General features: G+C 70.9%; 28 protein-coding genes. 16 read left to right on the top strand and 12 right to left on the bottom strand.

The window, feature by feature from the left end; translation table 11 throughout:
* The first annotated feature begins 1 nt into the window (after position 1).
* Together ACGFN2_RS34060 and allB are read left to right on the top strand one after the other, a co-directional pair.
* Complete coding sequence (locus ACGFN2_RS34060; protein ID WP_362613379.1) at positions 2–1,549, top strand: NCS1 family nucleobase:cation symporter-1; 1,548 nt, start codon at positions 2–4, stop codon at positions 1,547–1,549.
* Between the two features lie 157 nt (positions 1,550–1,706).
* On the top strand, positions 1,707–3,080 hold the full coding sequence (gene allB / locus ACGFN2_RS34065) for an allantoinase AllB (protein ID WP_393366694.1): 1,374 nt from the start codon (positions 1,707–1,709) through the stop codon (positions 3,078–3,080).
* 59 nt (positions 3,081–3,139) lie between these two features.
* On the opposite strand, the gene ACGFN2_RS34070 is transcribed toward allB, so the two are convergent.
* From ACGFN2_RS34070 to ACGFN2_RS34085, 4 genes are all read right to left on the bottom strand, one after another.
* Positions 3,140–3,820, bottom strand: a complete 681-nt coding sequence (locus ACGFN2_RS34070) for a transcriptional regulator (RefSeq protein WP_393366696.1) — start codon at positions 3,818–3,820, stop codon at positions 3,140–3,142.
* Positions 3,821–4,157: 337 nt separating this feature from the next.
* Positions 4,158–4,364 (bottom strand): DUF6126 family protein, encoded by a 207-nt coding sequence (locus tag ACGFN2_RS34075; protein ID WP_362613384.1) that lies wholly within the window; start codon positions 4,362–4,364, stop codon positions 4,158–4,160.
* A gap of 35 nt (positions 4,365–4,399) precedes the next feature.
* Entirely contained in the window at positions 4,400–5,029 is a 630-nt protein-coding gene (locus ACGFN2_RS34080) for an XRE family transcriptional regulator (RefSeq protein WP_362613386.1), read from the bottom strand.
* A 73-nt stretch (positions 5,030–5,102) separates the two neighbouring features.
* Positions 5,103–5,867 (bottom strand): YqjF family protein, encoded by a 765-nt coding sequence (locus tag ACGFN2_RS34085; protein ID WP_393366699.1) that lies wholly within the window; start codon positions 5,865–5,867, stop codon positions 5,103–5,105.
* Between the two features lie 155 nt (positions 5,868–6,022).
* Here ACGFN2_RS34085 and ACGFN2_RS34090 point away from each other — a divergent pair, with 155 nt between their 5' ends.
* The 4 genes from ACGFN2_RS34090 (at position 6,023) to ACGFN2_RS34105 (ending at position 9,156) form a co-directional block, all read left to right on the top strand.
* Positions 6,023–6,472 carry a ribonuclease domain-containing protein gene (locus tag ACGFN2_RS34090; RefSeq protein WP_362613391.1) on the top strand — a complete coding sequence of 150 codons (450 nt, stop codon included), beginning with the start codon at positions 6,023–6,025 and terminating at the stop codon, positions 6,470–6,472.
* 446 nt (positions 6,473–6,918) lie between these two features.
* On the top strand, positions 6,919–7,578 hold the full coding sequence (locus ACGFN2_RS34095; RefSeq protein WP_362613394.1) for a bifunctional 4-hydroxy-2-oxoglutarate aldolase/2-dehydro-3-deoxy-phosphogluconate aldolase: 660 nt from the start codon (positions 6,919–6,921) through the stop codon (positions 7,576–7,578).
* Positions 7,579–7,783: 205 nt separating this feature from the next.
* Entirely contained in the window at positions 7,784–8,611 is an 828-nt protein-coding gene (locus ACGFN2_RS34100) for a transporter substrate-binding domain-containing protein (RefSeq protein ID WP_362613396.1), read from the top strand.
* 86 nt (positions 8,612–8,697) lie between these two features.
* Complete coding sequence (locus ACGFN2_RS34105) at positions 8,698–9,156, top strand: PaaI family thioesterase (protein WP_393366702.1); 459 nt, start codon at positions 8,698–8,700, stop codon at positions 9,154–9,156.
* Between the two features lie 15 nt (positions 9,157–9,171).
* Here the strand turns inward: ACGFN2_RS34105 and ACGFN2_RS34110 are convergent, their stop codons facing one another.
* A complete protein-coding gene (locus ACGFN2_RS34110) occupies positions 9,172–9,564 on the bottom strand; it encodes a VOC family protein (RefSeq protein ID WP_393366704.1) in 393 nt (130 codons plus the stop codon).
* A gap of 230 nt (positions 9,565–9,794) precedes the next feature.
* Between ACGFN2_RS34110 and ACGFN2_RS34115 the strand changes: the two genes are divergently transcribed.
* The 6 genes from ACGFN2_RS34115 (at position 9,795) to ACGFN2_RS34140 (ending at position 15,916) form a co-directional block, all read left to right on the top strand.
* Complete coding sequence (locus ACGFN2_RS34115; protein WP_362613403.1) at positions 9,795–10,571, top strand: GntR family transcriptional regulator; 777 nt, start codon at positions 9,795–9,797, stop codon at positions 10,569–10,571.
* A 567-nt stretch (positions 10,572–11,138) separates the two neighbouring features.
* Complete coding sequence (locus ACGFN2_RS34120) at positions 11,139–12,122, top strand: sugar ABC transporter substrate-binding protein (RefSeq protein ID WP_393366706.1); 984 nt, start codon at positions 11,139–11,141, stop codon at positions 12,120–12,122.
* Positions 12,119–13,189, top strand: coding sequence for an ABC transporter permease (locus ACGFN2_RS34125; RefSeq protein ID WP_393366708.1), 1,071 nt, complete (start codon positions 12,119–12,121; stop codon positions 13,187–13,189). The genes ACGFN2_RS34120 and ACGFN2_RS34125 overlap by 4 nt, the downstream gene beginning before the upstream one ends.
* Entirely contained in the window at positions 13,186–13,995 is an 810-nt protein-coding gene (locus tag ACGFN2_RS34130; protein ID WP_362613410.1) for an ATP-binding cassette domain-containing protein, read from the top strand. The genes ACGFN2_RS34125 and ACGFN2_RS34130 overlap by 4 nt, the downstream gene beginning before the upstream one ends.
* Before the next feature lie 230 nt (positions 13,996–14,225).
* Entirely contained in the window at positions 14,226–15,347 is a 1,122-nt protein-coding gene (locus tag ACGFN2_RS34135; RefSeq protein ID WP_362613412.1) for an ROK family glucokinase, read from the top strand.
* Positions 15,344–15,916, top strand: a complete 573-nt coding sequence (locus ACGFN2_RS34140; protein WP_362613415.1) for a hypothetical protein — start codon at positions 15,344–15,346, stop codon at positions 15,914–15,916. Before ACGFN2_RS34135 ends, ACGFN2_RS34140 begins: the two co-directional genes overlap by 4 nt.
* A 143-nt stretch (positions 15,917–16,059) precedes the next feature.
* Here ACGFN2_RS34140 and ACGFN2_RS34145 read toward each other — a convergent pair whose 3' ends face one another.
* From ACGFN2_RS34145 to ACGFN2_RS34160, 4 genes are all read right to left on the bottom strand, one after another.
* Positions 16,060–16,329, bottom strand: coding sequence for a hypothetical protein (locus tag ACGFN2_RS34145; RefSeq protein ID WP_362613417.1), 270 nt, complete (start codon positions 16,327–16,329; stop codon positions 16,060–16,062).
* 156 nt (positions 16,330–16,485) lie between these two features.
* A complete protein-coding gene (locus ACGFN2_RS34150) occupies positions 16,486–17,076 on the bottom strand; it encodes a hypothetical protein (RefSeq protein WP_393366711.1) in 591 nt (196 codons plus the stop codon).
* A gap of 38 nt (positions 17,077–17,114) precedes the next feature.
* Positions 17,115–18,074 (bottom strand): LPXTG cell wall anchor domain-containing protein, encoded by a 960-nt coding sequence (locus ACGFN2_RS34155; protein WP_393366713.1) that lies wholly within the window; start codon positions 18,072–18,074, stop codon positions 17,115–17,117.
* 194 nt (positions 18,075–18,268) lie between these two features.
* Positions 18,269–18,982 carry a hypothetical protein gene (locus tag ACGFN2_RS34160; protein ID WP_393366715.1) on the bottom strand — a complete coding sequence of 238 codons (714 nt, stop codon included), beginning with the start codon at positions 18,980–18,982 and terminating at the stop codon, positions 18,269–18,271.
* 396 nt (positions 18,983–19,378) lie between these two features.
* Between ACGFN2_RS34160 and ACGFN2_RS34165 the strand changes: the two genes are divergently transcribed.
* The 3 genes from ACGFN2_RS34165 (at position 19,379) to ACGFN2_RS34175 (ending at position 22,690) form a co-directional block, all read left to right on the top strand.
* Positions 19,379–19,723, top strand: coding sequence for a hypothetical protein (locus ACGFN2_RS34165; RefSeq protein ID WP_393366717.1), 345 nt, complete (start codon positions 19,379–19,381; stop codon positions 19,721–19,723).
* A 106-nt stretch (positions 19,724–19,829) separates the two neighbouring features.
* Entirely contained in the window at positions 19,830–20,525 is a 696-nt protein-coding gene (locus tag ACGFN2_RS34170) for an ABC transporter ATP-binding protein (protein ID WP_362613664.1), read from the top strand.
* Positions 20,522–22,690 carry an FtsX-like permease family protein gene (locus ACGFN2_RS34175; RefSeq protein ID WP_393366719.1) on the top strand — a complete coding sequence of 723 codons (2,169 nt, stop codon included), beginning with the start codon at positions 20,522–20,524 and terminating at the stop codon, positions 22,688–22,690. Before ACGFN2_RS34170 ends, ACGFN2_RS34175 begins: the two co-directional genes overlap by 4 nt.
* A gap of 185 nt (positions 22,691–22,875) precedes the next feature.
* Here ACGFN2_RS34175 and ACGFN2_RS34180 read toward each other — a convergent pair whose 3' ends face one another.
* On the bottom strand, positions 22,876–23,283 hold the full coding sequence (locus tag ACGFN2_RS34180) for a hypothetical protein (RefSeq protein ID WP_393366721.1): 408 nt from the start codon (positions 23,281–23,283) through the stop codon (positions 22,876–22,878).
* Between the two features lie 605 nt (positions 23,284–23,888).
* On the opposite strand from ACGFN2_RS34180, the gene ACGFN2_RS34185 reads away from it, so the two are divergent.
* On the top strand, positions 23,889–24,176 hold the full coding sequence (locus ACGFN2_RS34185; RefSeq protein WP_362613672.1) for a hypothetical protein: 288 nt from the start codon (positions 23,889–23,891) through the stop codon (positions 24,174–24,176).
* 20 nt (positions 24,177–24,196) lie between these two features.
* On the opposite strand, the gene ACGFN2_RS34190 is transcribed toward ACGFN2_RS34185, so the two are convergent.
* Positions 24,197–25,507, bottom strand: a complete 1,311-nt coding sequence (locus ACGFN2_RS34190; protein ID WP_393366723.1) for a hypothetical protein — start codon at positions 25,505–25,507, stop codon at positions 24,197–24,199.
* Positions 25,508–26,707: 1,200 nt separating this feature from the next.
* The gene (locus ACGFN2_RS34195) at positions 26,708–26,824 is read right to left on the bottom strand and encodes a DUF6406 domain-containing protein (protein WP_362613677.1); all 117 of its coding nucleotides are present in this window, start codon (positions 26,822–26,824) and stop codon (positions 26,708–26,710) included.
* Positions 26,825–26,946 lie beyond the last annotated feature (122 nt).

A 26,946-nucleotide genomic window follows, 5' to 3' on the forward strand; every position in this document is an offset into this window, starting at 1 on the left:
CGTGACCACACGCCCGAAGCCCCCGCAGCCCGACCCGCGCCTCTTCAACGAGGACCTCGCACCGGCCCCTGAGCGCACCTGGGGCACGTACAGCATCTTCGCGCTGTGGATGTCCGACACCCACGCGATCAGCAACTACGCCTTCGCCTCCAGCCTGTTCGTGCTGGGGCTGCCGGCCTGGGAGGTGTTCGTCGCGCTGCTGGCCGGCATCTCGATCGTCCACTGGCTGATGAACCGCATGGGGCACGCCGGGCACCGGACGGGCGTGCCCTATCCGGTGCTCGCCCGTGCCAGCTGGGGTGTCTACGGCGCCAACATCCCCGCGCTGCTGCGCGCGATCATGGCCGTGGCCTGGTACGGCATCCAGACCTGGCTGGCCTCGACCGCCGTGGTCCTGCTGACCCTCCAGCTCGCGCCGGGGCTGGCGGTCTACCACCACAACTCCGTGCTGGGGCTGTCCACCCTGGGCTGGGTCGCCTTCATGGTGATGTGGGGGCTGCAGGCCGTCCTGCTGACCCGTGGGATGGAGTTCATCCGCAAGGTCCAGGACTTCGCGACCGGTCCGGTGGTCTGGCTCGTGGTGCTCGCGCTCGCGGTGTACCTGGTCGTCAAGGCCGGCGGTGACATCTCGCTGACCCGCAGCCTCACCGGTCTCAGCGGTTCCGAGCAGCTCCGGCAGAGCCTCATCGCCGTCAGTCTGACCGTGGCCACCTTCCTGACCCTGGTCCTCAACTACGCGGACTTCGCCCGCTTCACGCCCGACCACCGCTCCTACCGGCGCGGGAACCTGCTCGGGCTGCCGCTGAACTTCACCGCCTTCGCGATGGTCGCCGTGCTGGTCACCGCGGGCACCATCGCGGTCTTCGGGGAGGCGATCTACGACCCGGTGAAAGTGATCCAGAAGATCGACAACCCGGTGGTCACCGTGATCGGCGCGCTGGCCTTCATCGTCGCCACCATCGGCATCAACGTCGTCGCCAACTTCGTCTCGCCCGCCTACGACTTCGCCAACCTCGCGCCGAAGTACCTGAACTTCCGGCGCGGCGGCATGATCACCGCGGTGCTGGCTGTCGTCGTCCTGCCCTGGAAGCTGTACTCCTCGGCGCTGGTGATTCAGTACTTCCTGGGGGGACTGGGCGCCTTCCTCGGGCCCCTGGTGGCGATTCTGCTCGTCGACTACTACCTGGTGCGCCGGGGGCGGATCGATGTCGATGCGCTGTTCTCGGCCGATGCCCGGGGTGCGTACTTCTACCGCCACGGCTACAACCCGAAGGCCGTGGTGGCCTTCCTGCCCGCCGCCGCGGTCTCCGCCGCGCTCGCCCTGGTGCCGGCCTTCAGCGTGGTGGCGCCGTTCTCCTGGATCTTCGGAATGGGGCTGGCCGGTGCGCTCTATGTCCTGGTGTCGGGCCGGGACCGGTCCGCTGCGGGCGCCGCTCCGGTCCCGGACGAGATCGTCCCGTCGCAGGTCAGCGCCGCGGCGGCGGGCGAGGCGGCGGGGTCGGAGGGTGCCGGGGCGGTGGCGCTGCCGGTCCCGGCCGAGGGGTCTTGACGGGCCGGGGCCCGGAGTGAAGACTCATTCAACAGATTGTTGAATCCATGGATCGTCCCGTGTGCCGGGCGCGTTCCGGGGGCCGCGTCCGCCATGTGCGGCCGTGCACCCGACCCGCCCGCACGCCACGATGAGAACAGCCACGAGGAGGGACCGGGTGTCCGAAACAGAGCTGGTGCTGCGCTCCCGGCGCGTCGTCACCCCACAGGGCACGCGCGCCGCGTCCGTCGCCGTCCAGGACGGCAGGATCGCCGCGGTACTGCCGTATGACGCCCAGGTCCCGGCCGGGGCACGGGTCGAGGACTTCGGTGACGACGTCCTGCTGCCCGGCCTCGTCGACACCCACGTCCACGTCAACGACCCCGGCCGCACCGAGTGGGAGGGCTTCTGGACGGCCACCCGCGCGGCCGCGGCCGGCGGCATCACCACCCTCGTGGACATGCCGCTCAACAGCCTCCCGCCCACGACCACCACCGCCCATCTCGACACCAAGCGCGAGGTGGCCCGCGGTAAGGCGCATATCGACGTCGGCTTCTGGGGCGGCGCCATCCCCGGCAACGTCAAGGACCTGCGCCCGCTGCACGACGCCGGGGTCTTCGGCTTCAAGTGCTTTCTGTCGCCGTCCGGCGTGGACGAGTTCCCCGAGGTCGACCAGGAGCAACTGGCCGCCGCCCTCGGCGAGATCGCGGGCTTCGGCGGCCTGCTGATCGTGCACGCCGAGGACCCGGGCCACCTGGACGCGGCACCCCCGCCGCACGGTCCCAAGTACGCCGACTTCCTCGCCTCCCGCCCGCGCAGCTCCGAGAACGACGCCATCGCCGGGCTGATCGCGCTCGCCCAGCGGCTCGACGCCAGGGTCCACGTCCTGCACCTGTCCTCCAGCGACGCGCTGCCGCTGATCGCCGCCGCCAAGCGCGAGGGCGTCCGGATCACCGTCGAGTCCTGCCCGCACTTCCTGACCCTGACCGCCGAGGAAGTCCCCGACGGCGCAACGGAGTTCAAGTGCTGCCCGCCGATCCGTGAGGCCGCCAACCAGGACGCGCTGTGGGAGGGCCTGGCCGACGGCACCCTCGACTGCATCGTCTCCGACCACTCGCCGTCCACCGCCGACCTCAAGACCGCGGACTTCGGCGCGGCCTGGGGCGGCATCTCCTCCCTCCAGCTCGGCCTGCCCGCCATCTGGACCGAGGCCCGCGAGCGCGGCCACACCCTCGACGACGTGGTGCGCTGGATGGCCACCGCACCGGCGGCGCTGGTCGGCCTCGACCGGAAGGGCGCCATCGAGCCCGGCCGGGACGCGGACTTCGCGGTGCTCGCCCCCGAGGAGACCTTCACCGTCGACCCGCAGGCCCTCCAGCACCGCAACAAGATCACCGCCTACGCCGGAAAGACCCTGTACGGCGTCGTACGGTCCACCTGGCTGCGCGGCCGCCGGATCAATGACGGCAGCACCCTCACCGAGCCCACCGGCCAACTGCTCGAACGGCCCGCGGACGGCGCACGCCGACCGGGCGCCCGCCCCACGGGCTGAGCGGCGGACCTGCCGCCCCGGTGGTGCCGACGGTGTTCCGCCGGCGCCACCGGGCCGGATCATCCGGCGACGGAGTCCCAGAACATCAGCTCGTACGCCTGGAGGAGACGGCCGTAGCGATGCGCCGTGGGCGGCCGTGCCTGGCCGGTGTCGAGGCCGTGCTGCACCGCCGCGCGCGCCTTCTCCTCGACGGCCGGCGCCGGCTCGGCGAAGAACCCGAAGAAGGCGCACGCCGCCTCCGGGAAGCCGTAGTGATCCCGCATCGCCGTGCCGACGACGGTGCAGTAGCCGCCCCAGGCCGCGAAGTTGGCGGTCAGCGCGATCGCCACGTCGGCCGGGTCGCCGCTCAGCGCGAGCCGCGCCGCATAGGACGGGTACGCCTGACAGCCGGGCCGCGGCCGGTACTCCGCGATCTCCCGCGCGGTCAGCTCACAGGCGTCCGCCAGCCCGGCCAGCCGCTTGAGCGCCAGCGTCTCGCCCTGGGCGAGCAGGTCGTAGAAGTCGGCGACGGGCGGGTCACCGTCGGCGCGCCGCGCCAGATGCTGGAAGCTGACCCGGTCGGCGGCGATGACCTGGTGCTGTTCCAGGGCGAGGGTGGCGAACACGGTGCGCGGCGCCGCGCCCGCCTCGATCTGTGCGACGAGCGGGTTGGCGGCGGAGTCCGGGGCGAGCGCGCGGACCGCGTCGTCCAGGACGGCGGCCGCGGTCGGGCGGGGGGCATCGGGAGCGGTTCGGGCCATGGGTCTCCTCCGGGGCGAGGGCGGTGGCCGGCACCTCAGATTAGGGCGCGGAGCGGCCGCCGTGGGGGAGATGGCGCGACGCCGCCCGGCGAACCGTCGCCCGTCGGACAGTGGAGCGCGGCACCTCGCGTACGGCCCTTCCCCTCGGTGCACTTCCGCCGCTCGGCGCGCCCTCCCCCCTCGGGACACCCCCACCTCCTCAGCGCACCACCACCTCATGGACCACGAGCGCCGCCGTCCCGTCCCGCCACACCAGCCGGATGGCCGCCGCACGACCACGGAACGTGCCGCGCGGGGCACCTCGGGCGGGAACTCCAGCGTCTCGCCGGGCCGCCCGCTACCGGGAGTTCGCGGCGATCACCACCAGGCTCATCATCGCCAGCAGCACATGCGTCGCGATGACGTAGATGAACACCCGCACATACAGCCCGCGCGGCGGCTTGTTCTCGACGTACTTCCGTACGGGCGCCGCCCCGGCGAGCGGCTCCGGCGCGGACAGCGGTTCCGGCGCCGGGGGAGTGGCGGGCATGGTCTGATCGGGCACGACGGTGGGTCCTTCCCTGAGAGCGGCGCCGGGGTTCACAGCCCGCGGCGCCTGGTGTCGTCGCCGCCGAGGCACAGTTCGGCGGCCCCGCTCTGCAGCAGTGTGTGGACGAACAGCAGCTCCACGCCGCCCGGCGAGGCGGCGGCGATCCGGTGCGGGGTCAGCGAGTCGAAGTGCGCCGCGTCCCCCGGCTCCAGCACCTGCACGGCCCCGCCGAGCGTCAGCCGCAGCCGCCCTTCGAGGACGTACAGCCACTCCTCGCCCGGATGGACCCGGACCAGATCGCCCTGCGACCGCTGCGGCACCCGCAGCCGCAGCGCCTGCATCGCCCGGCCGGCGCCACCCACGGTCCAGTACGTCCAGCCCCCGGCCTCCGAGGCCTCCGCCCGGCCGGCCCGCACGATCGGGTCCCGCTCCGCGGCGGTCTCGCCGAGGAGGTCGGATACCGTGGTCCCGTACGTACGGGCCAGCGCCAGCAGCATCGGCAGCGACGGCTGGCGCTGACCGGTCTCCAGCCGCGACAGATGCGCGGGCGACAGCCCCACCAGCCGGGCCGCGGCCTCCAGCGTGAAACCACCGCGCCGCCGCAGATCCCGCAGGCGCGGCGCAACGGTGAACAGCTCGTCCGGCGAAGCGCCGGTGGGCTCGTCGGGGAGCTCGGTCATATCCCCGGTATAGCGACCTTTCACCTCTCCGGCAAAAGATTTGCCTCAGAGGCAAAGGAGTCGTGGGTGAGCGTCAAGCACCGTCCGCACGGCCGGGCCGGGGCGGGCGTCCGAAGCGGACGGCGACGCCTGGCGAGTAGAGCACGCTCGCCGGTGTCCCGTTCTGTTCGGGCAGTCCGGCGGCCGTCACTAGGCTCTCGTGGCATTCGAGCAGTTCGGCGCGGTGAAGCGGCCACCTCGGGTGAGTGTTCCGCAAGTACACCGGCTGTCCGAAGAGGCTGTTGTGCATGCCCCAGCGCGCGGTCAGGAAGTGCTCCAGCGCGGTGGGTTCCTCGATCTTTTCGCCGAGCCGTATCGTCACCCTGCTGTGCGCGCCGCGCGGTCCGGGCCAGCGGCGGCGGCTGTGGTAGCTGATGGTGTCGGCATCGCGGCTGACGGACATGCGGGACCACAGGTACGGCAGCCGGAAGAAGGTCCGCGCGATCGCCACGGGGATGAGGCGCGAGGCGTCGAGCGAGCGAAAGGCGACGCCCCGGCGCCCGTGGGCGTCCACGGTGTACAGGCGCACGTTCGTCTCCGGGAAGGTGCCCAGGTATGGCACGCCGGGCAGCCGGAACCATCCGACGCGGTGCATGCGGAAGGCGACCAGGCCGACGTAGGTGGCGCCGTCGAACGTGTCGGGGACCGTGCCCGCCGGCAGGAGCGGGCTGACCTCGGCCGGGTCAACGGCCCAGTGCACGAAGGCCAGATCCAGCCACGACTGGGTGAGGAGAGGCCGTGGCGTCGCGTGCGCGGGTTCCGGCCGCACGGGTTCCGGGGTGAGGGACGTGGTCGGCACGTCGGCAGCATCGCATACCCCCTTTGTGCCGCTCCGAGGGGGCCCGGGATATGCGGAAATGTGGGGCAGTTGGTGGGGTGGGCTTGTGAACTCCCGGAAAACTTAGGGCGGTTGGGATTGACAGGGGCACGTCTACGCGCGTCATTCTGGAGGGCATGAGAATCCCCCCACGGATCACCAAGTTCGGCGCCGTCGGCGCCCTCGCTTCGGCCCTTCTCATCGGCGGTACCACGGTCTCCGCCACCCCCGCCGTCGCCACGACGCACGCGCCCGCCTCGTACGCCGCGTCGGCGCACGTCACGTCCGTGCACGTGCAGGACGTCGGCAAGGTCTGCTACTCCAAGCTGCCTTCGCAGGCGCACGACACCCTCGGCCTGATCGAGAAGGGCGGGCCCTACCCGTATCCGAAGGACGGCACGGTCTTCGACAACCGGGAGGGCATCCTCCCGTCCCAGAGCGACGGCTACTACCACGAGTACACCGTCGTCACTCCGGGCTCGCCCGACCGCGGTGCGCGGCGCATCGTGGCCGGTGAGAAGAAGCAAGAGGACTACTACACCGCCGATCACTACAAGACCTTCGACCTCGTCGACCGCGGCTGCTGAAGCCGGCGGGCCGGCGGGCGAGCGGCCGGCGGTCCGGATGACCGGCCGGCCGTCATGACAACAGCACATCAGGGGTGACGGGCCGACCGGGCCCGTGACCGGAAACCGCGGCGGCCGGGGTGTACACACACCCCGGCCGCCGCCGTGCTGTGCGCCCGTGCAGTGGGCCGGTGCCGCGAGCCTGTTCCGTGCGCCCCCTCCGACCTGCCGCTTCCCTCGATTCCCGGCCCATTCTCGGCAGAAGGGGCGCACGGGGCGCACCCCCGAGAGAGGATTGTCAGTGGCTCCCGGTAGCGTTTCGGTGAAAACGAGGAGCGGGCGGGCATCGGCGGAAAAAGACCATGTGAGGTCAGCTGCTGCGGCACGCCCCGGAAAATGCCGTATCCGCTGTAGGTCATGGCGAGGCGGCATGGAGCGTCGGAGACAAGGAAGGACGGCGAACTGCCGTGTATCGCTGGGAAATCACCCGGGCCGCACTGGCGCAGCGTGTTTTCGCCATCGTCCGCAGCCGGACCTATGACGAGGCCAGCGCCACCGCCGACACCCTGCTGTCGGCGGGCATCACCAGCCTGGAGATATCCCTCACCACCCCCTTCGCCCTGGAAGCGGTCACCACGCTCACCCGCGAGCTGGGCGACGACGCGGTCATCGGCGCCGGCACGGTCCTTGACGCGGCATCGGCCCGGATGGCGGTCGACGCGGGCGCCCGGTTCCTGGTCTCGCCGAGCCTCGACGCCGAGGTGATCCGTACGGGCCACCGCTACGGCATCCCGGTCTTCCCCGGGGTGTCGACCCCGACCGAGGTGGTCCGCGGCCTGGAGCTGGGGGCGGACGCGCTCAAGCTGTTCCCCGCCTCGGCGCACGACCCGTCCTGGCTGGCCGAGGTGCGTGCCTCGCTGCCGCAGGTGCCGCTGCTGCCGACGGGCGGGGTGACGGTCGACAGCGCGCCGGAGTGGATCGCCGCGGGTGCCGTCGCCGTCGGCATGGGCGCGGCCCTCTCCGAAGGCGACCGTGACACCGTTGCCAAGCGCGCCGCCGACCTCCTCACCCGCCTCGAAGAGGCCGCCCCGGACCGTCTGATGGGCCGGGACGCCGCGGACTTCTGAGCGGGGTGCGGGGAGCGGCGTCGTGCTGCGGGGAGGGGCGTCGTCGGGCGGGAGGAGCTGAGGCCGGGGCCGGTGTACGGCCGCAGAGGTCCCCGGCGTCCGTCCCGCTGGGCGGGCAGGGGGTTCACCGGCACCGCGGGCTCTGCCACCCTGAGCGCTTCGCTCAGGCGCCATGCCGCCGCGTACCGGAGTCCCAGGAGCCCCTATGAAGCGCGCCGTTGCCCTCTCCGCCCTCGCCTGTCTGCTCGCCGTCACCGCCGCCGCACCGGCGGCCTCGGACACGCCCGCCGGGGTGCGTGAAGCCGCCTCCGCCGCCACCGGAAAGACCTCGGCCCTCGACGCCGTCCCCCGGCGCGGGGTGCTGCGCGTCTGCACCACCGGTGACTACCGGCCCTTCAGTCACCGCGACCCCGCGACCGGTGCATACCGCGGTGTGGACATCGAGATGGCCGGGGACCTCGCCAAGAGCCTGGACGCCAGGCCGCGTTACGTGGCCACGACCTGGGCCGGTCTCGTCGGCGACCTGTCGGCCGGCCGCTGCGACATCGCCATGGGCGGGGTCTCGGTCACCCTCCCGCGCGCCCGCTCCGTGTACTTCAGCGAGCCCACCCGCACCGACGGCAAGACCCCCATCGTGCGCTGCACGGACAAGGACAGGTATCAGACGCTGTCGCAGATCGACCGGCCCGGCACCCGTGTCATCGTCAACCCGGGCGGCACCAACGAGGAGTTCGCGCGCGCCCGTATCCACCGGGCCGCGCTCACGGTCCACCGGGACAACACCACCATCTTCGACGAGATCATCGCGGGCCGCGCCGACGTGATGATGACCGACGCCAGTGAGACCCGCTACCAGGCCAAGATCCACCCCGAGCTGTGCTCGCTGCACCCGGACAAGCCGTTCACCTTCTCCGAGAAGGCCTACGCCCTGCCCCGGGGTGACGAGGAGTTCAGGGCGTATGTGGACCAGTGGGTGCACCTGGCCACCCACGACGGGACGTACCGGAAGTACGAGGAGGCGTGGATGAAGTAGCGGGCCGGTGGCCGCGTACCGTATTGGAGAGTCGGCTCTAATAGCGGGGCGGGCGGCCGGACGCAGGGCGAGAGGCGGAGGACGAGATGGCCGGTGCGGGGCAGGCGAGCGCGGTGTTCGATCTCGCGGAGGTGCAACGGGCACTGGAGGCACAGCCGTTCAGCAGGCTGGTGCAGGCGCGGATCACGGAGTTCGGAGAGGGCGCGGCGACGCTGGAGATCGATATCCGCGAGGAACTCCTCCAGCAGCACGGGTTCGTGCACGGCGGGGTGCTGTCGTACGCCGCCGATAACACCCTCACCTTCGCCGCGGCCACCGCCCTGGGCCCGGCCATCGTCACCGGCGGTTTCTCCATCCAGTACGTGCGGCCGGCGCTCGGCCGCACGCTGCGGGCCCGCGCCGAAGTCGTGCAGGCCGGGCGCCGGCAGGCCGTGTGCCGCTGTGAGCTGACGGTGCTCGACGCGGAGGGCACGGAGAGCGTGTGCGCGGTGGCGCAGGGGACGGCGATGACGCTCAACGGGCCTGCGGCCGGCGGCGAGGGGTAGCCGGCAGGCGGCGGCTCAGCCGTCGGCGGCGACCGCGGTGCCCTCGGTGCCGTGCGCGGGGGCCCGGTGGCTGAGGACGTTCACGACCCGGCCGTTGGGGTCCTCGACGAAGAAGCGGCGCACGCCCCACTCCTCGTCCTGGAGCGGCCGGACGATCCGCGCCCCGGAGGCCAGCACGGCGGTGTAGGCGGCGTCCACGTCGTCGACCTCGATGCTCAGGTCGGGGATGACCGGGGCGGACTCGTCGTGCGTCAGGAAGGTGAGCTGGGCGGTGGGGTGGGCGGGGGACGCCAGGGTCATGACCCAGCCCAGGTTCATGACCTCCTCGAACCCCAGCAGGCCGTAGAAGGCGCGGTTTCCTTCCAGGTCGTCGGAGTGGATGTCGGGGACGACGCGGCGTACGGGCATGGGGCTCCTCCGGGGCGTGCGGTCGGCCGTCACGGGCGGGGCGCCCGTCCGGTGTGCGGTCGCGGCTGTCGAAGGCCGAGTATTCCGGGGTACGGGCGCGCGCACCTGCCTTCGCGCCACCGGGTCCCCCGCCGGGCGGATCACCGGGCCCCGCCCCCGTCGCCCGCCTTGTCCGGACAATGTGACCTCCGGACTTCCCGTCATCTGCCGGGGCGGATACGCTCGCGAGCGTGGGGAAACGCGAGACAGAACAAGCCCTGGGCGCCGACGGCCCGGTCCAGTTCAGCGTGGACCGGAGCAGTCCGGTCCCGTTGTACTTCCAGCTGTCCCAGCAGCTGGAGGCCGCCATCGAGCACGGGCGGCTGGCGCCCGGCAGCCTGCTCGGCAACGAGATCGAGCTGGCCGGACGGCTGGGCCTGTCCCGGCCCACGGTGCGGCAGGCGATCCAGTCGCTGGTCGACAAGGGCCTGCTGGTGCGCCGCCGCGGTATCGGCACCCAGGTCGTGCACAGCCAGGTCAAGCGCCCGCTGGAGCTGAGCAGCCTCTACGACGACCTGGAGGCGGCCGGGCAGAAGCCCGCCACCCGGGTGCTGCTCAACACCACCACCGAGGCCGACGCCGAGGTCGCCGCCGCGCTGGGGATCGCCGAGGGCGCGGAGGTCGCGCTGGTCGAGCGGCTGCGGCTGGCCCACGGCGAACCCGTCGCGCACCTCCGCAACCACCTCCCCGCCGGGCTGATCCAGCTGAGGACCGCCGAGCTGGAGGAGACCGGCCTCTACCGCCTGATGCGGTCGGCCGGGATCACCCTGCACAGCGCCCGTCAGGCGGTCGGGGCCCGGGCCGCGACCGTCGAGGAGGGCGAGCGGCTGGAGGAGCCCGAGGGCGCCCCGCTGCTCACGATGCAGCGGACGACCTTCGACGACACCGGGCGGGCGGTCGAGTTCGGCTCGCATGTCTATCGCGCGTCCCGTTACGCCTTCGAGTTCCAGCTGCTGGTACGGCCCTGAGGGTGCGGCCGGGCGCGGCTCCTCGCACGGCCGAGGGCTGCCGGGCCGTTCGTCCCGGCAGCCCCGTGAGCGCCGTCGGACGGGCCTTATCGGCCGGTATGCCCCGCTGTACACAGCCCACGCGACCCGCCTTCGTCAGAATGTTCTGACAAAGTCTTGACGCGGCTCCGCGCGCGCCGTTACAAACTCCTCCAGCCGCATTCCGGCGGCCGGGAGAAAAGGCGGTCCCACGATGATCGGCGTGCGTACGACTGGCCCCCTCACTGCCCACCGCGTCGCTGTGCGCAGCGCGTCCGCTTTACTGGCGACCGCCCACGGACCAGAGCTGACCGCGTACACCGGGCGAGGCACCCGGTGAAGCCCCAGGGAAGACGGGACCCCATGAACCGGGACAGATCACCGGTAACGGATACTTGGCCGGCTGGGCCCGGCCGCCCGGTGCCGGCGGACGACACCACACGGCGGCCGGCGGGTCCGGCCGGACAGCGAATACAACCAACGCCGACACGGCAAGATCAGCGGGAAGGGCGAGTCCTCGTGGCACGGGTTCGGAGAAGGGGACGCGTCGTGGGCGCCGTGCTGGCGGCGGTACTGGGCGCCTCCCTGGCGGGTTGCAGCAGCACCGGAGGCCTGCGGGCCGAGCAGGAGCGCGCCGCCCAGGCGGCCGGCGGCAAGGCCGCGGTGAACACCCCCAGGTGGACCTTCGCGATGGTCACCCACTCGGGAGACGGCGACACCTTCTGGGACATCGTGCAGAACGGTGCCCAGCAGGCCGCCGTCAAGGACAACATCAAGTTCGTCTACGGGCACGACAAGGAGGCCCAGCGGCAGAGCCAGCTGGTGCAGTCCTACATCGACCAGAAGGTCGACGGCCTGATCGTCTCGCTCGCCAAGCCCGACGCTATGAAGGACGTCCTCGCGAAGGCCCGCAAGGCCGGTATCCCGGTGATCACCGTGAACTCCGGTGCCGAGGAGTCCAAGGCGTTCGGCGCGCTCAGTCACATCGGGCAGGACGAGAAGGTGGCCGGCGAGGCGGTCGGCGAGGAGCTGAACGAGCGCGGCCGCAAGAAGGCCCTGTGCGTCCTGCACGAGCAGGGCAACGTCGGCCACGAGCAGCGCTGCGACGGCGCCGGGAAGACCTTCAAGGGCGACCTGCAGAAGCTGTATGTCGAGGGCACCAACATGCCCGACGTGCAGTCCTCCATCGAGTCCAAGCTCCAGTCGGACAGCTCCATCGACGCCGTCGTCACGCTCGGCGCGCCCTTCGCCGCCACCGCCGTCAAGGCCAAGGAGCAGGCCGGCAGCAAGGCCGAGATCGACACCTTCGACCTCAACGCCCAGGTCGCGACCGGTCTCAAGGACGGCTCCCTCGGCTTCGCCGTCGACCAGCAGCCCTACCTCCAGGGCTACCAGGCCGTCGACCTGCTGTGGCTGTACAAGTACAACTCCGACGTCCTCGGCGGCGGCAAGCCGGTGCTCACCGGGCCCCAGGTGATCACCAAGAAGGACGCCGCGGCGCTGCAGGAGTACACGAAGCGGGGGACCCGATGAGCAGCACCGACGCACCACCGGTGCCGCCCGCCGGACCGGCGGAGGGCGGAGCCGACGAACGGCTGCTGCACCGCTCCCTGGCCCGCCGCCTGATGGGCCGCCCCGAACTGGGCTCCGTCGTCGGCGCCGCCGCGGTCTTCCTGTTCTTCTCCATCGCGGCCGAGCCGTTCCTGCGGGCCTCCAGCCTGTCCACGGTGCTCTACGCGTCCTCGACGATCGGGATCATGGCCGTGCCGGTGGCGCTGCTGATGATCGGTGGGGAGTTCGACCTGTCGGCCGGTGTCATGGTCGTCAGCTCGGCGCTGATCTCGTCGATGTTCAGCTACCGGATGACCGCCAACACCTGGGTGGGTGTCGGGGTGTCGCTGCTGGTCACGCTCGCCATCGGGGTGTTCAACGGGCTCCTGCTGACCCGTACGAAGCTGCCCAGCTTCGTGATCACGCTCGGCACCTTCTTCATGCTGACCGGCCTCAACCTCGGCTTCACCAAGCTGATCAGCGGCACCGTCTCCACGAAGACCATCGCCGACATGGAGGGCTTCGACTCGGCCCGCACGGTCTTCGCCTCACGTCTGACCCTGGGCGGCGTGGACATCCAGATCACCATCCTGTGGTGGCTGCTCCTGGTCGCCGTCGCCACCTGGATTCTGCTGCGCACCCGGGTCGGCAACTGGATCTTCGCGGTGGGCGGCAACGCGGACGCCGCACGGGCCGTGGGTGTCCCGGTCACTAAGACCAAGATCGGCCTCTACATGGGCGTCGCCTTCGCCGCCTGGGTCTCCGGACAGCACCTGCTGTTCTCGTACGACGCGATCCAGTCCGGCGACGGCGTGGGCAACGAGTTCCTCTACATCATCGCCGCGGCGGTCGGCGGCTGTCTGATGACCGGCGGCTTCGGCTCGGCGATCGGCGCGGCCGTCGGGGCCTTCATCTTCGGCATGGCCAGCAAGGGCATCGTCTACGCACAGTGGAATCCGGACTGGTACAAGTTCTTCCTCGGCGCGATGCTGCTGCTCGCCACGCTCCTGAACGCATGGGTCCGCAAGCGGGCGGAGGAAAAGGCATGACAGCGCTGGTCGAGCTGACCGACGTCAGCAAGTACTACGGGAACGTCCGGGCCCTGGAAGGCGTCTCGCTGGAGGTGCACGCGGGGGAGATCTCCTGTGTGCTCGGCGACAACGGCGCCGGCAAGTCCACCCTCATCAAGATCATCGCCGGGCTGCACCGGCATGACACCGGCTCCTTCACCATCGACGGCGAGGAGACCTCGCTCTCCTCCCCGCGCGAGGCCCTGGACCGCGGTATCGCCACCGTCTACCAGGACCTGGCCGTCGTGCCCCTGATGCCGGTCTGGCGGAACTTCTTCCTCGGCTCCGAGCCGACCACCGGCGTCGGCCCGTTCAAGCGCCTCGACGTCCGCACGATGCGCGAGACCACCCGCAGCGAGCTGCTGCGGATGGGCATCGACCTGCGCGACGTCGACCAGCCCATCGGCACCCTGTCGGGCGGCGAACGGCAGTGCGTCGCCATCGCCCGCGCCGTCTACTTCGGCGCCAAGGTCCTCGTCCTGGACGAGCCGACCGCGGCGCTCGGCGTCAAGCAGTCCGGTGTCGTCCTCAAGTACGTCGCGGCCGCCCGGGACGCCGGGCTCGGCGTGGTGTTGATCACCCACAACCCGCACCACGCCTATCTCGTCGGCGACCGCTTCGTGCTGCTCAAGCGGGGAACGATGGCCGGAAGTCATGCCAAATCGGAGATCGCCCTCGACGAGCTGACCCGCCAAATGGCGGGCGGCAGCGAGCTGGAACAGCTCAGCCACGAGCTGGCCCGCACCGCGACCCCGGAATTCCCCGGAGGTCACCGGCCCGAGTGATCCCCACCGCGCCCCGCGCAGGCCTCCGGGCCGCGCGGGGCGCGGTCACTCTCCGTCGCGGTGCGCGGAACGGTGCGGGTGATGCACAATCGCAGCGAACCAGCACATCGAGGCCCCGGCCTCCCGAGACCCGCAGGGACGAGACGACTCTTGCGAGCACGCAGCCGCCGCATGGGGGTACCACCCGCGCCCACCAGGCAGTGGGGGAGTACCAGCGAAGAGGTGGGTCGATGAGCATGTACCGGGACCGGGTACACCGCGGCTCCGCGAGAGCCACCGTGCTGCGCACGGTCGGCACCCGTGAGCGGCGCTCGCACCTGACCGCCCCCCGGGTGCCCACCGTCGGCATCGACATCGGCGGCACCAAGGTCATGGCGGGCGTGGTCGACGCCGACGGCGCCATCCTGGAGAAGGTCCGTACCGAGACGCCGGACAAGTCCAAGAGCCCCAAGGTCGTCGAGGACACCATCACCGAGCTGGTGCTCGACCTCTCCGACCGGCACGACGTCCACGCGGTCGGCATCGGCGCGGCCGGCTGGGTCGACGCGGACCGCAGCAAGGTGCTCTTCGCACCGCATCTGAACTGGCGCAACGAGCCCCTGCGGGACCGGCTCGCCGGGCGCCTCGCGGTCCCGGTCATGGTCGACAACGACGCCAACACCGCCGCCTGGGCCGAGTGGCGCTTCGGCGCCGGCCGCGGCCAGGACCACCTCGTGATGATCACGCTCGGTACCGGCATCGGCGGCGCGATCCTGGAGGACGGCGCGGTCAAGCGCGGCAAGTACGGCGTCGCGGGTGAATTCGGCCATATGCAGGTCGTCCCCGGCGGCCACCGCTGTCCGTGCGGCAACCGCGGCTGCTGGGAGCAGTACAGCTCCGGCAACGCGCTGGTGCGCGAGGCCCGCGAGCTGGCCGCCGCCGACTCCCCGGTCGCGTACAACATCATCGAGCGGGTCGGCGGCCGGGTCGGCGACATCACCGGACCGCTGATCACCGAGCTGGCCCGGGAGGGCGACGCGATGTGCGTCGAGCTCCTCCAGGAGATCGGCCAGTGGCTCGGCGTCGGCATCGCCAACCTCGCCGCCGCCCTCGACCCGTCCTGCTTCGTCATCGGCGGGGGCGTCAGCGCCGCCGACGACCTGCTGATCGGCCCGGCCAGGGACGCCTTCCGGCGCCACCTCACCGGCCGCGGCTACCGACCCGAAGCCACCCTCGCCAAGGCCCAGCTGGGCCCCGAGGCCGGGATGGTCGGCGCCGCTGATCTGGCCCGTCTGGTGGCCCGCCGCTTCCGGCGCGCCAACCGGCGGCGCGTCGAACGCTACGAACGCTACGAACGGGCCGGCCGCCGATGACCGACACCGACCTGCACACCGTGCACGACGACCCGCACCCGTCCACGCCGCCGCGCGCCAAGCGCCGCCGGCCGCTGCTGATGGCGCTGATCGTCTTCCTGCTGATCGCGATCCCGGCCGGCTACATCGTCATCTCGGCCGAGCAGAGCCGCGACAGCGGCGAGGGCAAGGAGCTGGAGGCCGCCGCCACCGGCCTGACCAACGCCTTCCCGTCCAAGGTCCAGCAGCGGATCTACAACGTCCCGGTGCCGATCGGCTCCACCCCGGTCTACTACTACGAGACCAACTCCTGGCAGACCAGCTCGCTGTTCGTGCAGTTCCGGACCAACGAGTGGGGCCTGGAGCACTACCTCGCGGCCGTCGGCACCAGCACCGACGCCCTCAAGAAGGACCAGAAGACCATCCCGCCCGGCCAGGCGGCCAAGGTCGGCTGGGACCTCGACACCGACGGGCCCTGGGCCGGCACGACGACCACGGACCGGTCACCGCACCCCAACCAGCGGATCATGGTCAGCTACGACGAGCCGGGGCACCCGGTGGTCTACACGGTCTCGACCGTGAAGTTCTGAACGGGGCCGGGGCCAGGGCCGGTTCCGTTCCGCTGCGGAATCGACCCCCACGGCCCTCGTGCTGGTCCTGTGCCGCTTTGCCGGGGCACAGGACCAGACGAAGGCCGTGGGAGCCGTTCGGGTTCAGACCATGAGGAGCAAGCTCAGCGCATCCACTCCGAGTAGAAGTTGGGGAGGCCGGGCTGGGGGTCGCTGACGCAGGTGGCCTCGTGGTACTTGGGGTTCTGTGCCAGGTCACTCTGCATCTGGTCGTAGCACTTCTGCCAGGAGTCGAACGACTCGCCACCGACCGGCTGCCAGCCGTCACCGGGCGGAGGGCCGGCGGCGAAGGCGGCCGTGGCGGTCAGCGGTACCGTGACCGCCGCGACACCCACGGCGAGACCGAGAGCGATACGGGTGCGCCAGGACTTCATGAACTCCTCCATCGTGTCGTCAGATCTTTCTGAGCACAGCTCTCCTGGAGAGACGCCGCGGCCGAAGCCGCCTGCCCTGTGCGTCGTTCCCCTGCGGGGAACCGGGGTGCCGCCGTCGCCGGGCCGCGACGGCGGCACCCCGGGACCTCGCAGGTCTCAGCCCTCGCGGGGGGAGAAACCGCCCACGGCGACGCCGTCGGCCGTGCAGTCCGTGCCGTCGTAACGGTCGGCGAAGGTGCCGGTGAGGCCGGTGAACGCGTCGTACGCGTGGTCCATGGGCAGGTCCTTGCTCACCCTGAACCGCAGCTGCACATGGACGGACTCGCGGGGCTTCAGCGTCTTCGGGCCGGGGACCGTGCCGCCGGCGTCTCCGTTCGCCTGGCGCAGCGTCTTCCAGGCGCGCTGCGCGGTGTCCCAGTACTGCAGATCGCCGTACGGACTCAGGTCACGCTCGCCCTCGTTGTAGACATAGCTGCCCAGCTCGGCGCTGAGCGCGAACGATGTCAGCTCCTTCGCCGAGGCGTTGGTGAGCGTGGCGGTGTAGGACGTCCAGTGGGTGCCGAGAGTGACCGAGTCGGGTATGCCGAACGAGCGGCCCACGAGGGCGTTGTTGTGGGGCTGCCCGAGCTCGGAGCACTTCGGGATCTCCGCGGCAGAGGCCGCCTGGGAGGCGGGCGCGGCGGCTAACGCCACGGGGAGCAGGACGGCGCTGGCGGCCGAGACCGACAGGGCGCGGCGCAGTGTCATGAGGATCTCTTTCCTGGTTCGTGGAGAGGCGGCTGGGCTTACGCGGCGATGTCCGTGGTGCCCGGACCGGCCGCGTTCTTCCGGCGGCGCACGCCGATGACCGCACCCGCGCCGGCCACCATCGCGGCTCCGCCGATGAGAGCGATCGCCGGGAGCGTGGACGAGGAGCCGGTCGCGGCGAGCTGGGCGCCGCCCTGCGGGCCGAGGTCACCGGCGGAATCGGAACCACTCGGACCGCCACCGGACACGGCGCTCCGGCCGGTCTCGGCCGTGCCACCCGGCTTGCCCGGCTCACCCGGCTCGGCCGGGGCCTGCGTCGGCTTCGCGCCCGCGGGGAGGATGGTGAAGTCGTACCAGGATTCCTTGGCCGAGCCACAGGAGCCGTCGCGGTTGCGGTAGTCGCCGGCGGCGAGCGCGTACCCGGTGCCGGGCTCGGCGCCCTTGACCACGCGGGTGCGCAGCTGGAGCGTGCGGGAGCTGCGCGGACCGACGGCGAAGGAGCCGAACAGGTCGTCGGGCTCCGCATCATGGAGGGTCTTCCACCGCCCCGTCTTGGCGTCGCGGTACTCGGTGTCCAGCTCCCGGGACGGCCGGTCGACATCCTGGGCTGAGGACACGAGCAGGAAGGGCTGGACCTCGCCCAGGGGCTTGGCGGTGGTGTTGGTGAGCGTCAGGGAGAAGGGGGCCCAGGCGCCGCCCGCAGCCAGCCGGCGCGGCAGCCCGCGGACGGCCACCTGCAACTGCTCGGACTCGAACGCGCAGGGCTGACCCGCATCGTCGGGATCACCGGCGTCCGTCCGGTCCCCTGCTCCGCCGCCGTTCGTCGCGGAATCCGCTGACCGGTCCGCCGGTGTGGCGGCGCCGGGAGCGGCGGACGTGCGGGGACCGGCCTCCGATACCGGCTCCGTTGCGGACGCGGCGGCGGGTGCGGCCAGTACGGCGGCGGGCGCCAATACGGCAGCCGCTGCGGCGGCCGTCAGGGTGCGGCGAATCTTCATCCGGCAGACCTCTCGAATCCCAAGTGCCGCTTGGGCAGCACAGGTTGACGTGCGTCATGTTCAGGTCGTGCATGACTCGTGGTGTGTGTGCGGACGCCGGACCGCTTCCGGCGCTGCGGCACCGCGGCACTGCGGCGGTGGGGCGGTGGGGCCGCCCGCCGGGGGTGGCTGCACCGCCGCAGCCGGGCGGGCCGTTACTCGTGGGCGCTGATCACACCGCCGGCGCTGAGCACGATGTACACGCCGTTGGCATCGACCCCCACGTCGTGCCCCTTCGTCTCCAGCGTGGCGGCCACGCCCTCGAAGCCGGTGATCTGCGCGCGGTACCGCAGCTCGCCGACCTTCGTGACCTTGGCCTTCCAGCCGCCAGCGAGCGTGAACGTGCCCGGTCCCTGGTGCTCGCCGCCCCTCCACGAGTGGATCTCGCCGCCCCTCGTGAGCACGACGTACATGCCGTTGGCATCGAGCCCGGCGTCGGCGTCCGGCCCCGTCGTCTCCATCGTGGCCACGACCGAACCGCCGCTGACGATCTCGGCGCGGTAGCGCTGGGAGCCGAGGTCGTAGATCTTGGCCGTGCTGCCGTCCACCAGGGTCTGGGTGCGGACGGGGGACCCCGCCCTGACCCTGGCGGACTGCACGCCGCCCGACTGCTTTCCCGCAGCGACCGACTGGGTGCCGGCCTTGGCAACGGCGCTCGCCCTGCCATCGGTGCTCTGAAGTCCGGACCAGCCCGCGACGGTGGCCTTGGCGGCGGCGGAACTCGTGCTCGGGTGGCCCGCGGACTGCGCGTCGGCGGCGTCCGAGCCGGAGCAGGCGGCCAGCGCGAGACCGGCGGCCGCGGTCAGGGCCGCGGCGGCCACGCGCAGGGTGCGGCGACGGGCCGCGCGGGCAGTGATGCTGGAGCGCATGTCAGGTCCCCCGGGGGCAGTGGGTGCCGTTGTTCTTCGGTATGTCACCCACCCTGGTCCGGGCCACTATCGAGAAGCTGCCGCTCCGCTAACACCCGGCTAACACGGGTGCGGGCAGGGGGAGAAGCCACGCGAGGGAGCGGCAACGTGACCCGCGTTCCAAACTTCGGACTCCCTTTCTCGTATCCCTAAGGCCCGCTGCCGGCCGGGCAGTTCGCTTTGGCTTTCCCCAAGTCCGGCTTTCAAGTTGCAGGTTACGAGTGGTGCGCATACAGTTCTCCCTTGTGGCTACGGGGGGCTGACCGCAAGGTTTGACGTTTTGCATGTGTGCAACCTTTCCCCTCGTGGCATGAGCAGAGGTATGGCCTCTGCGGCTGAATAATGGGGGTTTTGAGAATGCGTAACACTGTGCGGCGTCTCGCTGCCATAGCCATCGGCGGAGCATTTGTCGCGGGGGCCACTCCTGCTCTGGCGTCAGACAATCTCTATGCTGCCACCTATGGTTCTTCCGGCTGGGTGAGCCCGCAGCATGCCTACGCTTACGCAAAGGACAAGAAGGCGGACGGTGACCCCGTCTACAGCCGTTACGGCCGGGAAGTCGGAAACGGCGACACGTACACGCTGCACAATAAGAGCGGCAATGGCACCACGGCGACCAGCGGTGCGGGAGCGTACATCTACACGCTGCGCAGCTGCGTCTCGCTGGACTGGCAGCCCGACACCTGCGCATGGGCGAACTGACTTCCGGACGCAACGCCTGATCCACCGGTGAGGGCTCCCTTTCTGACGGCCCGGCGGCCCAATAGCGCTGCCGGGCCGTCAGCAGTATCTATCGAGGCATATCAGCATGGTTGATTCGAGCGCCGCTGTTCATCCGATACTGCGTCTCAACGATCTGAGATACAGCATCGGCGAGCGTCAGCTGCTCCGAGGGCTCACCCTGGATCTGGCTCCCGGAGAGTCCGTGGCGGTGACCGGGCCGAGCGGTAGCGGGAAAAGCACCTTGCTGTCGCTGGTCCTGGGCCTTGTTCCCGCCGGCAAGGGACAGGTTTCGGTGGCCGGCCGCGATATGTCGATGCTGCGGGGCAAGCGTCTGGCACGCCATCGGGCACAGCACCTCAGTATGGTTTTCCAATTCGGGGAACTGCTCCCGGAACTGACTCCCGTGGAGAATGTGGCGCTGCCGGCCCTGCTGGCCGGCGAGTCCCGGAGCGACGCGTACGAGCGGGCGGCCGGTCTCCTGCACGAGGTGGGCGTGACCGGAACCACGGCCACCACAGGCGAACTGTCCGGTGGTGAACGTCAACGGACCGCTGTGGCACGCGCCTTGATGAACAAGCCCTCGCTGATCCTGGCCGATGAGCCGACCGGCTCACTCGACCCCGACGCCCGCAGCACGGTCGCTGATCTGTTGTTCTCGCTGCCGGAGCAATGGGGGTGCGGCCTGCTGGTGGCCACCCACGATCCGAGCGTGGCGGCTCGTGCCCACCGGCACCTGAGCCTGCGCGACGGGCTGCTGCACACGGAACGGGTGGCGACATGACCAGGGTTCCGGGCGACTCCGGATTCGGGACGCGGTGGCAGATGCTGCGGATCGGCCGGGCCGCCCGGCGGGGCCGTGCGGGGAGTGCCACCCGCTTCGTCGCGCTGTCGTTCGCGACGGCGGCACTGTGCCTGGCGCTCACCTCCCTGGTGGCGGTGTGCGCCGGCTACGCCGGAACCGAGGAGCGGACCGCGGCCCGCAGCCCGCAGCGGGTGGCCGCCGGGCACGGCACCACGCTCGCGCGCTACTTGCTCAAGCAGGACACCTTGGATGACGCGCGCGGGTACACGGTCGTCTGGGTGGAACCGGTGAGCCCTGCCGCCGACCCGCCGCCCGGCCTGACCTCGTGGCCCGCCCCCGGCGAGGCGGTGCTCTCGCCCGCGCTCCTCCGGGCGGGCGCTGCCGAGCGGGTCGGCGAGCGCTATGGCAGGTTGGCAGGGACGATCGGACCGGAGGGGCTGGCGTCTCCCGGAGAGCGTTTCGCCTACGTCCGGCCGCCGCACAGCATGCGGGGACTTGAGGAGGCACGCCCGATCCACGGATTCGGCAGCGTGCCGGAGTGGGGCAGCGGGGACTTCACCAACCAGCGTCCCCTCTGGGAGTTCCTGCTCACCGTCGGCGGATTTCTCCTCCTTCCCGCAGGTGTCTGCACGGTGCTGGCCGCCCGTATGGGCGCCGACGAACGGGACCGGCGTACCGCCCTGGTCACCGCCCTGGGCGCGCTGCCCGCTCACCGGCGACTCATCGTCCTGGGCGAAGCGGCCCTGCCCGCGGCCCTGGGAGCGGTGGCCGGGGCGGTACCGGCAGTTGTGGGCTGCCTGACCGACGTGCCGGTGCCCTTCGCACACTTCGTCCTCCACGCACCGGACCTGCGTGCCGGCGCCCTGTGGCTCGTCGTCGCGGCAGTGCTGTCGCTGGTGCTGGCGCTCTCCGCGGTCACCGTGCTGCACCGCCACCGGCCGGCGGCCACGGCCACCCGCCCGCGCGCGGGCCGTGCCGCTCTCACCAGATTCGCCTGCTGGGCCTGCCCGCTGTTCCTGCTGGCAGCCTCCTACGGGCCCGGGCTCGCCCCCACGCCCACGCTGCGTGTCCTGCTGCAGGTCCTGGGAACCCTCGGCGGCTTCGCCACCCTGCCGTCGCTCATCGCGGCGGCATGCACGGCAGCCGGCTCGGCCCTGGCGGAACTCTCCCGCCGCTGGGCCGGCCCTTCCGCCCTGATCTCGGGACGCTGGATGGCGGCTTCCGCCGCCACGACCGCACGGCTGGTGTGCTCGGTGGTGATCGCCATCGGGCTCACCGGCGAGGCACAGCTGTGGATGTCCCGCATGGCCGAACCCGTTCGGCAGGCAACCGCGGTGCACGAAGCGGTCGGGGACAGCGTGCTGACGGTGACGGCTCCCCAGGGCCTCACCGCGGAGTTCGCGAGAGCACTGCCCCCGCAAGCCATGCTCGTCGCGCTCGACAAGGCCAGGGGCGCCACGCGTCTCACCGGCCGATGCCAGGACCTCACGGCCCTTCGCCTCCCGTGCCGTTCGGGCGCGGTCACCCCGGTGGCGCAAGCCGATGAACGCCTGCGCTACGCCCTCGGAGACGGCACCGGCCTCGCCACCACCGCCACCACACGGGTGCCCGCCGGTACCGGCGACTCGGCTCTGCTGCTCTCCCGTGACGGAACCGCTCTCGACGTCGCCCGGATCAAGCACACCGCGCACCGCACCCTCGCCCCCGGAAGCAGCGTCAGCGCCCTGGGCATCGGCTGGATCAGCGGCGGCAAGGTGCTCAGCGACCAGTCAGGATGGCTGCTCTTCTTCGGCCTCCTGGGAACCTGCGTGCTCGCCGTGGGTTTCGCGCTCAACTCCCAGGCGGAGTTCCTGCGTCAAGGACGCGCCGCTGCCCCGGTGGCGGTGCTCTGCGGCCGCCGCACGGTCTTCTACGGGCTCAGCGCGTGGAGCCTGCTGGCGCCGGTCCTCGCGTCGGGAGCCGTAGGAGTCCTCGTCTACTCCTGGCTCGCCACACCGCTGGTCACGGACGGACACGCGAACACCTCGCTGCCCCTCATGCTCGCCGGCCTCGGTGTGAGTGGCGCCCTGGGCCTGCTGCTGTGGGGCTGCGGCGGAGCCAGCGCCGCCCGGAGCGCCGGGCGCTGGCGGCCCAGCGGCGAGTGAGGGGGGTCGACGGCAGGGGTCCCCGCAACGCCTGCTCTCAAGAGGTGAGGAACCGTCGGGGGCTTGGGGGTTCGCTACGGACCGGGTGACGGGAATGGAACCCGCGCTCTGAGCTTGGGGATCAACGGTGCTCACGAGACCGCAACTGCCCGTGAACTGGAGAGAAGCAGGCCGGTGGTGGAGCCTCACAGCCATCCCTGTGGGACGCCATCGGACACGATGACGCCGCCATCGGTCGCACCGTTGCAGGCCGCCGCAGCAGCACGGTCGAGGCGGTCAGGGCCGAGTGATTGCGCCGTATCGTTTTCGGCGTCGGCGTCGGCGTCGGCTCGGCTCCGGCTCGGCGTTTCGGCGGCCAACTCCCCGCGCCAACCCGAGCTCAACCCCCATGACCGCGCCAGCTCCGCAGCCGCTCCTTCACCGATAGGAGAGAGCCCGTGCCGCATCCTGACGCGCCGGAACCCGTACAGCCCATCCCCGCCACTGCCGAAGAGGCACTGGACGCCGCTCGCGCCCGATTCGAAGTACTGGATCTGGAAGGAAACCCGGCGCTGTTGTACGTGGTGGAGTTCGACATCGGATTCCTCATCCACGCCGTCATGCCCCCGCCACCGCCCGGCACTCAGGCGTCGTTGGGGGGAAGCCACATGGTCATCTCCAAAAGGGACGGAGCCGTCACCTATGTCCCCAACTTTCCGCCGGACTCCGCCATCGAGTTGTACCGCAGCATGCGTCGGCCCAATGGCTAAGGGCTGGGCGGCTCTGGGCCGGATATCTGCTACAGCACTGTGGCGCAAGGGAGTTGAGGGACCAGAAGGGCCGCTGAGCAGGCTCCGGCATGGGAATGGCTCTGCGCCAAAGCAAGCCGGTTGAGCGGCCGGAAGAACCACGGATTGTGTGTCCGGTGATACGCACAGGGTGGGTCGGCCCCTGCGCAGCACTTCTCAAGGGTGCCGAGGGCATGGCTGGAACGGACGAATGCGTACGCGACCGAGTCATCAACGACGGCGAACCCCCGGACACAGAGGTGCTCATTGCGAATATCTTCGAAGGCGAGGGGCATGAGCGGTTTGATGGATTCTATCGAAATTCACCGGCACCATAGATCCAGTGTATCGACTTGTCGACGGCGAGCGGGAGTTGGTTTCAATGCACGCAAACCCCGCCCCCGGACGTCGTCCGTAGTAGGGGGCATTCGGTGAACGGGGAACTCGAAAGATTCATCAAGGTCTACCTCGACCATGAGCAGGCGTACGATTCCAGCGCAACCCTGCGTCCAACTCTGCATGCATTCAGCCCGGGGTATGTTGAGGGCGTACGAGAAGGTCTGAAGTCCGTACTGAGCAATCGCGAAATCTCGACAGCCGACTATGAAAGAATCACGGACATCGAGTTTGATAGCGAGGAAGCGCTGTATTCCTATCTGCAGGAGATGTTTCGATACCTGTTTGAGGATGGCGAAGAGCAGCCACTGCCGCCCGAGTAGCATGCAAATTGGTCAAGGCGTCAACCCGCTCGAACTTCCGGATTATGGGAGGGTGCGGATGAGAGGGGCGGGTGACCAGCCCGCCTGGTCGTACGTCCTCCACAACGAGTGACACAGCAAGCGACGCGTCCGTGTCGGCGCGTCAGCCGGAGAGGCGACCGACAACACGCCTCAGCCCCTCCTGGCAGTTGACCCCCGTCTGGAGCGCCTTCCAGGCCTGGGCGGCCCTGTGGCTCGATCAGGTCGGGCAGGGTCTCGTCGATCCGTGTGCGCAGGTCAGACATGGGCCTGGTGCCGAACAGGTCCCGGGGGCTCATCGTGGCCATCAGGGCTTCGACCGCCGGCCGGTCCGCCTGGAGCGGAAGGTCGGCCATGACCAGCGCGGCCACGTCCACAGCCGCGAACTCCCGCGCCGCCGCCTCGTCCTTGAGCAGCTCGTCGACGACCCCGCCGACGTGCACGAAGGGGGCGAGTACGCGGACGAGCCCGTTCAGGTCGAGGCCTGCGCGCAGGCGTGCGCGTTGGCGGTCCAGCCAGGCGTGCAGCGCCTCACGGCCCAAGGGTGTGCGGCAGATGCCGGGGGTGCTCTGCCAGCTGCCGAGTTCGGTGGCGCGATGCGGGCGGTAGTGATGGTGGTACGAAATCCCTGCCTCCGGCAGCCCCACCAGTTCGAGTTCGGCGTCGAGCGCCTTGCGCAGCTCGCGGGCGAAGCGCGGGTCGGCGAGCAGCCAGGTCAGGTGCGGGCGCCGGTGGACGAGCATGTTGGCGGCGCCCGGGCCGCCCAGTCTCGGCGGAGGGTCGGCCAACGGAACCCCGTGTTCGAGAAGTTCGTCCGCCAGGTCGAGCGGGATGAGGGCCCGCCTGCGGCCGGACGCGGGATCGGGGTCGGGACAGGGCAGGCGCACCGGGACGGCGTCCGCCGCCAGGCGCGGGGCGAGGCGCACCGCCAGGTCGTACAGCTCGTCACTGCGCACACGCGACGTCGGCTCGCTCGCCAGCCAGTCGTGCAGCAGGCGGGCGGCCTCGCCGACGGGGAGCCCCGGGCGCTCGCCCGTCAACTGGGCCAGGGCGCCGCTCCGTTGGAGCAGAGACAGCCACTTCTCCGCACTGCTCGCGTCGTCGGGGGCCAGCCGCAGAACGTCGTGCACCGTCTCCGGGCGTCGCTCGGCCAGCAGCTCCAGGGCCTTCCCCTTCAGGGCGTCGACCCAGAACTTGTCCGTGTCACCCGCGCACAGCCCGATCGTCGGCACGATGCCCTCAAGCAGCGCGGCCACCTCGCCCTCGGGATGCGCGCCCGCCGCCCGGGCCACCTTGCGCAGGTCCGCGACCATGCCTGGACACAGGTCGTCGGGCGTGTGCACGCGTCGTACCAGGGTGTCGCGGAATCGCCTGAGTTGGTCCGGTGAGACCACCGCGCCTCGGGGGCCAGTTCCTTGGCACGCGCGCGTACCGCCCCGCCGGCCAGCGCTCCATGGTCCGCGAAGGTGGCGTAGCGGGCGTCGAGCCAGTGTTCGTCGGGCTCGGAGTGCTGCTCACGTTCGGCGTTCCTTGCGCGCGTGAAGTACCCGGTGGAGTACTGCTTGTGCTTTCCGCCTTCCCTCAGGCATAGGTCGGCGAGTTCGTCGAGGAACGCGGGGAGGAACCTGGGTGCCGTCGCGGCCAGGTCCTCCAGATCGTTGTCCAGGAGGAACTTGTAGAGACTCGGGCTGCCCCAGAGGCTCCAGCCGAAGGCGTAGGCCGCTTCCAGGACCGCCTGTTCCTGGCCGGGGTGTGCCGCCATCAGCCGCTCGGGGAACGGGAGGTCGGTGCCCTCGGTGCCCTCGGTGCCCCCGGTCTCTCCCGGAGCAGCCCGGATGCCGGTCGCGAACGTGTCCGTCAGCGCCCACTCCTCCCGCGACGCCAGCAGCACGTCCCAGTGGCGTGCGAAGGGGGTGTCCAGGAGGAGCGTCATGGTGTGGTCGTCGGGATGGACGTACGTCCGCGCAACCAGCATCGCCTCGTCGGCATCCGGCGCGAGCGGGTCTTTCACCGGTTCCACCCCGGCGTCGTCGAGTGCCTCGCGCCACACGATGTCGGACTCGGCGAGGGCCATGGGCACGCGCGTGCCCGCCCCGGCCCAGGATTCGGCCAGCACGCGCGCCTGCTCGCGGTGTGCCTTCAGCGCCCGCCGCAGCCGGTACAGCCGGCGCGCGCTGTGGCTGTCCGCGAGCCAGTCGGGTACCTGCTGAAGCGTCTTACCGCGTGGATTGCGATAGACGACCCGGAGGTCGTCGTCCAACTCGACGGTGTATCGGTCCACTTCGTAGCGCCGGCCCATGCTCCGGTACTGCCTCCCCGTCTTGCCTGTCGCGGCCGTTCTCGCCGTCCGATCCGGCGTGCCCGTTGGGCCGCAGGTCGCAGCGCGTACGCCTGTACCCCCCTCGTGTGTACCGCCCTCGCGACCGTCGGTACGCGTGCCTGCCGACACCTCGAGACGTTAACGGAGGCGCGGCAGGCCGGGCCGGATAGGGGCCTGCTTCGCGTACGTGTGCTCAGCCCGGGGCGGCCGCGACGCGGTGCAGCACCACGGTCCAGTCGTCCTCGCTCGGCCAACCCGTCAGGTCGGTGAGCTGCCAGGTCTCCTCGCCCACGGGGAAGGTCTCAGGCACTACTCGCTTCTCATCCTCCAGCCCGTGCTAGAGCCTGTCTGACAAATAATTACCTGGCCGCTTCACGGAGCCAGAGAATCAGGGAGGCCAGGACGACTCCCGCACGGTAGCGGTCCGCGAGC

It is taken from the genome of Streptomyces sp. NPDC048612 (assembly GCF_043199295.1).
Lineage (GTDB): Bacteria > Actinomycetota > Actinomycetes > Streptomycetales > Streptomycetaceae > Streptomyces.

What these genes read in the sequence shown, in the direction of transcription:
- ACGFN2_RS34070 (WP_393366696.1), bottom strand. Translation starts at nt 3,820, where the DNA reads ATGGCCCGAACCGCTCCCGATGCCCCCCGCCCGACCGCGGCCGCCGTC.
- ACGFN2_RS34080 (WP_362613386.1), bottom strand. Translation starts at nt 5,029, where the DNA reads ATGACCGAGCTCCCCGACGAGCCCACCGGCGCTTCGCCGGACGAGCTG.
- ACGFN2_RS34090 (WP_362613391.1), top strand. Translation starts at nt 6,023, where the DNA reads ATGAGAATCCCCCCACGGATCACCAAGTTCGGCGCCGTCGGCGCCCTC.
- ACGFN2_RS34100 (WP_362613396.1), top strand. Translation starts at nt 7,784, where the DNA reads ATGAAGCGCGCCGTTGCCCTCTCCGCCCTCGCCTGTCTGCTCGCCGTC.
- ACGFN2_RS34105 (WP_393366702.1), top strand. Translation starts at nt 8,698, where the DNA reads ATGGCCGGTGCGGGGCAGGCGAGCGCGGTGTTCGATCTCGCGGAGGTG.
- ACGFN2_RS34110 (WP_393366704.1), bottom strand. Translation starts at nt 9,564, where the DNA reads ATGCCCGTACGCCGCGTCGTCCCCGACATCCACTCCGACGACCTGGAA.
- ACGFN2_RS34125 (WP_393366708.1), top strand. Translation starts at nt 12,119, where the DNA reads ATGAGCAGCACCGACGCACCACCGGTGCCGCCCGCCGGACCGGCGGAG.
- ACGFN2_RS34130 (WP_362613410.1), top strand. Translation starts at nt 13,186, where the DNA reads ATGACAGCGCTGGTCGAGCTGACCGACGTCAGCAAGTACTACGGGAAC.
- ACGFN2_RS34135 (WP_362613412.1), top strand. Translation starts at nt 14,226, where the DNA reads ATGAGCATGTACCGGGACCGGGTACACCGCGGCTCCGCGAGAGCCACC.
- ACGFN2_RS34140 (WP_362613415.1), top strand. Translation starts at nt 15,344, where the DNA reads ATGACCGACACCGACCTGCACACCGTGCACGACGACCCGCACCCGTCC.
- ACGFN2_RS34145 (WP_362613417.1), bottom strand. Translation starts at nt 16,329, where the DNA reads ATGAAGTCCTGGCGCACCCGTATCGCTCTCGGTCTCGCCGTGGGTGTC.
- ACGFN2_RS34150 (WP_393366711.1), bottom strand. Translation starts at nt 17,076, where the DNA reads ATGACACTGCGCCGCGCCCTGTCGGTCTCGGCCGCCAGCGCCGTCCTG.
- ACGFN2_RS34155 (WP_393366713.1), bottom strand. Translation starts at nt 18,074, where the DNA reads ATGAAGATTCGCCGCACCCTGACGGCCGCCGCAGCGGCTGCCGTATTG.
- ACGFN2_RS34160 (WP_393366715.1), bottom strand. Translation starts at nt 18,982, where the DNA reads ATGCGCTCCAGCATCACTGCCCGCGCGGCCCGTCGCCGCACCCTGCGC.
- ACGFN2_RS34165 (WP_393366717.1), top strand. Translation starts at nt 19,379, where the DNA reads ATGCGTAACACTGTGCGGCGTCTCGCTGCCATAGCCATCGGCGGAGCA.
- ACGFN2_RS34170 (WP_362613664.1), top strand. Translation starts at nt 19,830, where the DNA reads ATGGTTGATTCGAGCGCCGCTGTTCATCCGATACTGCGTCTCAACGAT.
- ACGFN2_RS34175 (WP_393366719.1), top strand. Translation starts at nt 20,522, where the DNA reads ATGACCAGGGTTCCGGGCGACTCCGGATTCGGGACGCGGTGGCAGATG.
- ACGFN2_RS34190 (WP_393366723.1), bottom strand. Translation starts at nt 25,507, where the DNA reads ATGGTCGCGGACCTGCGCAAGGTGGCCCGGGCGGCGGGCGCGCATCCC.